Origin of the sequence: Rahnella selenatireducens (assembly GCF_046449555.1) — a bacterium.
In the GTDB taxonomy this organism is placed as follows: Bacteria; Pseudomonadota; Gammaproteobacteria; order Enterobacterales; family Enterobacteriaceae; genus Rahnella; species Rahnella selenatireducens.
In genome coordinates this window covers 127,274-133,273 of the sequence record NZ_JBKEZJ010000014.1, presented here as the reverse complement: position 1 = coordinate 133,273, position 6,000 = coordinate 127,274, and the positions used below count along the sequence as shown (strand labels likewise).

5 protein-coding genes and 1 tRNA gene are annotated in these 6,000 nt (G+C 51.2%); 5 read left to right on the top strand and 1 reads right to left on the bottom strand.

Annotated elements, in window-relative coordinates; all coding sequences use genetic code 11:
- Positions 1–47: 47 nt before the first annotated feature.
- The 5 genes from ACLBVC_RS20495 to yjfF all read left to right on the top strand — a co-directional run bounded on the left by ACLBVC_RS20495 (position 48) and on the right by yjfF (position 5,086).
- A tRNA-Trp gene (locus tag ACLBVC_RS20495) sits at positions 48–123 on the top strand.
- A 397-nt stretch (positions 124–520) separates the two neighbouring features.
- Entirely contained in the window at positions 521–1,477 is a 957-nt protein-coding gene (ytfQ, locus tag ACLBVC_RS20490; protein ID WP_101079483.1) for a galactofuranose ABC transporter, galactofuranose-binding protein YtfQ, read from the top strand.
- Between the two features lie 111 nt (positions 1,478–1,588).
- Positions 1,589–3,070, top strand: a complete 1,482-nt coding sequence (gene ytfR, locus ACLBVC_RS20485; protein ID WP_410151158.1) for a galactofuranose ABC transporter, ATP-binding protein YtfR — start codon at positions 1,589–1,591, stop codon at positions 3,068–3,070.
- Between the two features lie 10 nt (positions 3,071–3,080).
- Positions 3,081–4,100, top strand: coding sequence for a galactofuranose ABC transporter, ATP-binding protein YtfT (ytfT, locus tag ACLBVC_RS20480; RefSeq protein ID WP_410151153.1), 1,020 nt, complete (start codon positions 3,081–3,083; stop codon positions 4,098–4,100).
- A complete protein-coding gene (gene yjfF / locus ACLBVC_RS20475) occupies positions 4,100–5,086 on the top strand; it encodes a galactofuranose ABC transporter, permease protein YjfF (protein WP_410151152.1) in 987 nt (328 codons plus the stop codon). Before ytfT ends, yjfF begins: the two co-directional genes overlap by 1 nt.
- A gap of 12 nt (positions 5,087–5,098) precedes the next feature.
- On the opposite strand, the gene hdfR is transcribed toward yjfF, so the two are convergent.
- Positions 5,099–5,923, bottom strand: coding sequence for an HTH-type transcriptional regulator HdfR (gene hdfR, locus ACLBVC_RS20470; RefSeq protein WP_410151151.1), 825 nt, complete (start codon positions 5,921–5,923; stop codon positions 5,099–5,101).
- Between the last annotated feature and the right edge of the window lie 77 nt (positions 5,924–6,000).

Below are 6,000 nucleotides of genomic sequence, written 5' to 3'. Positions count from 1 at the left end.
AAATATTATGCCTGCTAAATTAGCAGGCATAATAGTAAGCGTAATATAGGGGCGTAGCTCAGTTGGTAGAGCACCGGTCTCCAAAACCGGGTGTCGCGAGTTCGAGTCTCTCCGCCCCTGCCATATTAAAGCCCTTCGCGAAAGCGAAGGGCTTTTTTGTTATATGTCTACCTCATTTTCCACGTTCTCTGGATGACTCAGATTTTCTCCTCGTTTCGCTAAACTTTTGCACCAATAACGCTCAAACTCTCCCCGTTTTCTGATTGTTTTTTGTCATATTTTGGCTAAATACATGCACTAAATGATTGTTATCCGCGTATGTGACACCGCTCATGCTCCCATTTTTCCAGTGTACTAAACCTAATCATCGTCCGATGACGATTGCCCGACTCTGACATATTACATTCCCCCTTTATGGCGCTTTAATCATGAGGGAGGAATGTATATGTGGATGAACATCCTGGCCGTACCCAACGAGTCATAACAAAAAGTAGCTCAGACTACACGCGAGGAAAAAGACATGTACAAACGCTTATTAGTGGCAGCAGCAGTTGCAACAGCACTTTGTGGGGCGGCGCAGGCAGCTCCGCTGGTTGTGGGTTTTTCGCAGATCGGTTCTGAGTCCGGGTGGCGTTCTGCTGAAACTAAAGTATCGAAATCAGAGGCTGAAAAGCGCGGTATTACACTGAAAATTGCGGATGCCCAGCAGAAACAAGAGAACCAAATCAAAGCGATACGTTCCTTTATCGCACAAGGTGTTGATGCGATCTTCATCGCGCCTGTCGTCGCAACCGGCTGGGCTCCTGTTTTGACTGAAGCCAAAGAAGCCAAGATCCCGGTATTCCTGCTGGACCGCACTATCGAAGTCAGTGATCCGACGCTTTATACCGCTGCGGTCGCTTCTGACAGTGTTTACGAAGGTAAAGTGGCCGGTGACTGGCTGGTTAAAGAAGTCGCGGGTAAACCTTGTAACGTCGTGGAATTACAGGGAACCGTCGGTGCCAGCGTTGCTTTAAACCGCAAACAAGGTTTCGCCGATGCGCTGAAAGCCGCGCCTAATGTCAAAATTATTCGTTCGCAATCCGGCGACTTCACCCGCAGTAAAGGGAAAGAAGTCATGGAAAGCTTCATCAAGGCCGAACAAAACGGCAAAAATATTTGTGCTGTTTATGCACATAACGATGACATGGCAATCGGCGCCATTCAGGCAATCAAAGAAGCCGGTCTGAAACCGGGTTCGCAGATCAAAATCGTTTCCATTGATGGTGTTCCGGATATCTATAAAGCCATGCTGGCTGGGGAAGCGAATGCCTCTGTTGAGCTGACGCCAAACATGGCTGGCCCGGCATTTGATGCGCTGATCGCAATGAAAAAAGACGGGACTCAGCCGAAGAAATTCATTCAGACTCAGTCTGCTTTAATCCTGCCTGATATGGCTCAGAAAGAATATGACATGAAAAAAGACATGGGTTATTAAGCCGATTTTACCGGCTTGTCTCAAGAACAAGCCGGTAAAAATTATTCCCTTTTCGCCACTGGCGAATGCAGCAGGAGTAGTGACGTGACGGATAATCCAGATTCAATATCGCTGCTTGAAGTACGAGGCTTGTCAGTTGAATTTCCCGGCGTAAAGGCGCTTGAAAATGTCGACTTCACCCTCGAACGTGGCGAAATCGTTGCACTTTTGGGGGAGAATGGTGCCGGTAAATCCACAATGATTAAGGCGCTGACGGGCGTTTATAAACGCTCCGCAGGTCAGGTCTTTCTCAATGGAAAATCCATCGAACCAGTGAATACCGCAGACGCACAGTCTCTGGGGATTGGGACGGTCTATCAGGAAGTAAACCTTCTGCCGAATATCTCCGTAGCCGCTAATCTGTTTATCGGACGTGAACCTACCCGTTTCGGGCTGGTGAATCAGCGCAAAATGGAACAGCAGGCTGAAGCGCTTCTCGAAGGCTACGGATTACACCTGGATGTCAGCCAACCACTTTCCACATATTCCATTGCCATACAGCAGATAGTGGCCATAGCCCGTGCCGTAGACCTTTCCGCTCAGGTTCTCATCCTCGATGAACCCACCGCCAGTCTGGATGCCAGAGAAGTTAGCATGTTGCTGGATATTCTTGTGCAATTACGCAACAAGGGCGTCGGAATGATCTTTGTAACTCATTTTCTCGACCAGGTTTACCGTATCAGCGACCGCATAACCGTTTTGCGTAATGGTAAACGCGTTGGCTCGGAGCGTACCGCCGATCTCCCGCGCATAGAGCTGGTTCCGATGATGCTTGGGCACAGTTTTGACGAAAGCCTGCTTAAACGCACTGAACATCGGAATGTCACAGGCGCGCCATTAGTTGATTTCAAGGATTACGGTCGTCGTGGCGTGGTTGAACATTTCGATCTTAAAGTTCGTCGTGGAGAAATCGTCGGGCTGGCCGGGCTACTGGGTTCTGGCCGCACGGAAACCGCTCAGCTGATTTTTGGCATTAAAGGCCATGACAGCGGTAATGCGGAGGTCGATGGCCGTGCCGAAACGATCAATACACCACGAAAAGCGGCGAAACTCGGGTTCGGCTATTGCCCTGAAGATCGTAAAACCGACGGGATTATTGGTGCGGCGACGGTTCGCGAAAATATCATTCTGGCGTTGCAGGCCCAGCGTGGCTGGCTGCGTCCTTTACCGATGAAAGAACAGCATCAGATTGCCGAAAAGTTTATCAAACTCCTGGGTATCCGCACGCCCGGCACTGAGCAGGAAATTCAGTATCTTTCTGGCGGCAATCAGCAAAAAGTCCTGCTTTCCCGCTGGCTTGCGACCAATCCCCGTTTTCTTATTCTCGATGAACCCACTCGCGGGATTGACGTCGGTGCGCATGCGGAAATTATTCGCCTGATTGAAAAGCTTTGTGATGAAGGGTTGGCGCTGCTGGTCATTTCGTCTGAACTGGAAGAGCTGGCGGGTTATGCCGACCGCATCGTGGTGCTGCGAGACCGTCGTCATGTTGCTGAAATTGAGCAGGCTGAGATCTCCGTGCCAGCCATTATGAAAGCCATCGCGGCTCAATGAGGAGATACCGATGAGTAACAGGAGTCTGCCTATGACAGGAAGACCACGCAAAGTGAGATGGGTATTCCCCAAAGGCGCCACGCAGATCGGCGCTTTTATCGCAATATTACTGATCGACAGCCTGGTCGCACCGGGCTTTTTCTCGATTCATATTCAGGATGGCCGCCTGTTTGGCAGCCTGGTTGATATCTTTAACCGCGGCGCGCCGGTGGCTCTGCTGGCTCTCGGTATGACGCTGGTCATCGCCACGGGCGGCATCGATCTTTCTGTCGGCGCGGTGATGGCAATTGCCGGTGCGACAGCGGCAACGATGACGGTTCAGGGTTATCCGCTGATGATCGTGCTGCTGGCGTCGGTGGGCGTAGGCGCCGTATGCGGCCTCTGGAACGGTTTTCTGGTCGCCGTTTTGCAAATCCAGCCTATCGTCGCCACGCTAATGCTCATGGTGGCCGGGCGCGGTATCGCGCAGTTGATTACGGAAGGGCAGATTGTCACTTTCGAGCACAACGGTCTTTCTCAGTTCGGCAGCGGTTCGCTGTTTTACCTGCCGATGCCGGTGATTATTGCTGCCGTCATGCTGATACTGGTCTGGGCGCTCACACGTAAAACCGCGCTCGGACTTTTTATCGAATCTGTCGGCATCAATATCCGCTCAGCCTACAACGCCGGTGTGAATGCGCGTCTTGTGCTCATTTCCACCTATGTTATTTGCGGGATATGCGCGGCAGTCGCAGGCGTCATCGTCACGGCAGATATCCGCGGTGCCGATGCCAACAACGCCGGATTATGGCTGGAGCTCGACGCTATTCTGGCCGTCGTTATTGGCGGCGCTTCACTGCTTGGCGGGCGTTTTAATCTCCTGCTTTCCGTTATCGGCGCACTGATTATTCAGGGGATGAATACCGGCATTCTGTTATCCGGCTTCAAACCGGAATTCAATCTGGTTCTGAAAGCGCTGGTTGTTCTGGCCGTGCTGGTAGTGCAATCACCGCTCGTTTCCTTCAGTAATCTGTTCCGGAGGAAGGGATAATGCTTAAAAGAAATCTGCCCTTACTGATTACGATTGTGGTTTTTCTTGCCGGATACGTTTACTGCTTCACGCAATTTCCCGGGTTTGCATCGACACGCGTGTTCTTCGATTTACTGACGGATAACGCGTTTCTCGGCATCGTGGCCGTCGGGATGACATTTGTGATTCTCTCGGGAGGGATCGACCTTTCTGTCGGTTCTGTTATCGCGTTTACTGGAGTACTGCTGGCAAAACTGATTGGAGATTACGGCGTCGCGCCGGGTTATGCGTTTGTGATTGTCCTGCTGATGGGGGCTATGTTCGGGGCGCTGATGGGCTGGATCATCGACACACTCAAGCTCCCGGCCTTTATCATCACGCTGGCGGGGATGTTTTTTGTGCGAGGCATGAGCTTTATTGTCTCAGAGGAATCTCTCCCGATTAATCATCCCGTTTATGATTTTCTCGCCAGCTATGCGTGGAAAATGCCGGGTGGTGGCCGCTTCACATTGCTGGCACTGGTGATGTTGCTGGTGGTTTTTGGCGGCATTATTCTGGCTCATCGCACGCGTTTCGGTAACAACGTTTATGCCGTGGGCGGCAGTAATGTTTCTGCTGCGCTGATGGGTGTTCCTGTCAGGCGTACAACGATTTATATCTACATGCTGTCGAGCACGCTGGCAGTGTTATCGGGGATTATCTTCTCGCTTTACACGTCTGCGGGGTATGCGCTGGCGGCCAGCGGCGTTGAGCTTGATGCGATTGCGTCTGTCGTTATTGGCGGCACACTCTTGAGCGGCGGCGTGGGAACGGTGCTGGGAAGTTTGTTTGGCGTCTTAATTCAGGGGCTTATCCAGACTTACATCACGTTTGATGGCACGCTCAGTTCATGGTGGACAAAAATTGTCATGGGCGTTTTGCTGTTTATATTTATCGGGCTGCAAAAAGGCATGGGCACCTTCTGGACTGCCAGAAGAGCGCGCCATCCGCGACCAGAGCCGTCCTGAATCAGGACGGCGTCAGAAATTTGTGATCAGCGGTGTTTTGAGTAACTGACGGATCAGAACCTGTTGATCGCTGTTTTGCAGCCAGACGGCGTACAACGGGCGGATCACCGGCGGAACATCTTCGTGCGCGGCGAGCTGAGGATATTCTTTCGCCCAGTGCGCCGGTAGAAATGCGCAGCCTCCGGTATTTTCCAGTAACTGGCGTGTCAGTTGCGCAGACGTGGTAGTCAGTACAGGTTCCTGATCGCTGTTTTGCAGTTTTTCCTGTTGCGGAAAATCTGCACCCCATTCCAGTTTCACGTAAGGCGTTTGTTCCCCTCTGACCGTTTTCTTCGATGAAAAAAGTCGTAACGAGAAATTACCCAGCAACTGGCTCGACAGCTCATCCATCTTGGGTGGCTCAGTGGTGATCAGTAAATCCAGTTGTCTTTCATGCAATTGTTTGACCAGCGACTGGCGTAAAGCGATGCGCGCCTCGAGTCTCAGCGTGTCACGTTGGGTGTAAAGTGATTGCATCCAGGGCGTCAGATAGGCTTCCCAAAGCGATGCCGTAGCGCCAATAGACAATTCAGTGTGCTGTAGCGACCGTATAACCTCTTTTTTCGCCATTTGCCACGTAGACATCAGATTCTCTGCATAGGGCAGCAGGCGTTCTCCTGCAGGCGTTAAGCGGATGTTATTGCGATGCCGTGTGAACAAATTAGCGCCAAGTTGGGTTTCCAGTTGCCGGATACGAAAGCTGACAGCCGATTGCGTCAGATAAAGGGATTCCGCCGCCCGACCAAAGTGGCGAGTTCTACTGACCTCCAAAAAGGTTTTCAGTAATTCCGTGTCCAAAACTATCTCCAATAATTTTTGTCGTTAAGATTTAAATGTTTTGTTTTACACAATGTCAAGCCTAACTAATACTCCGC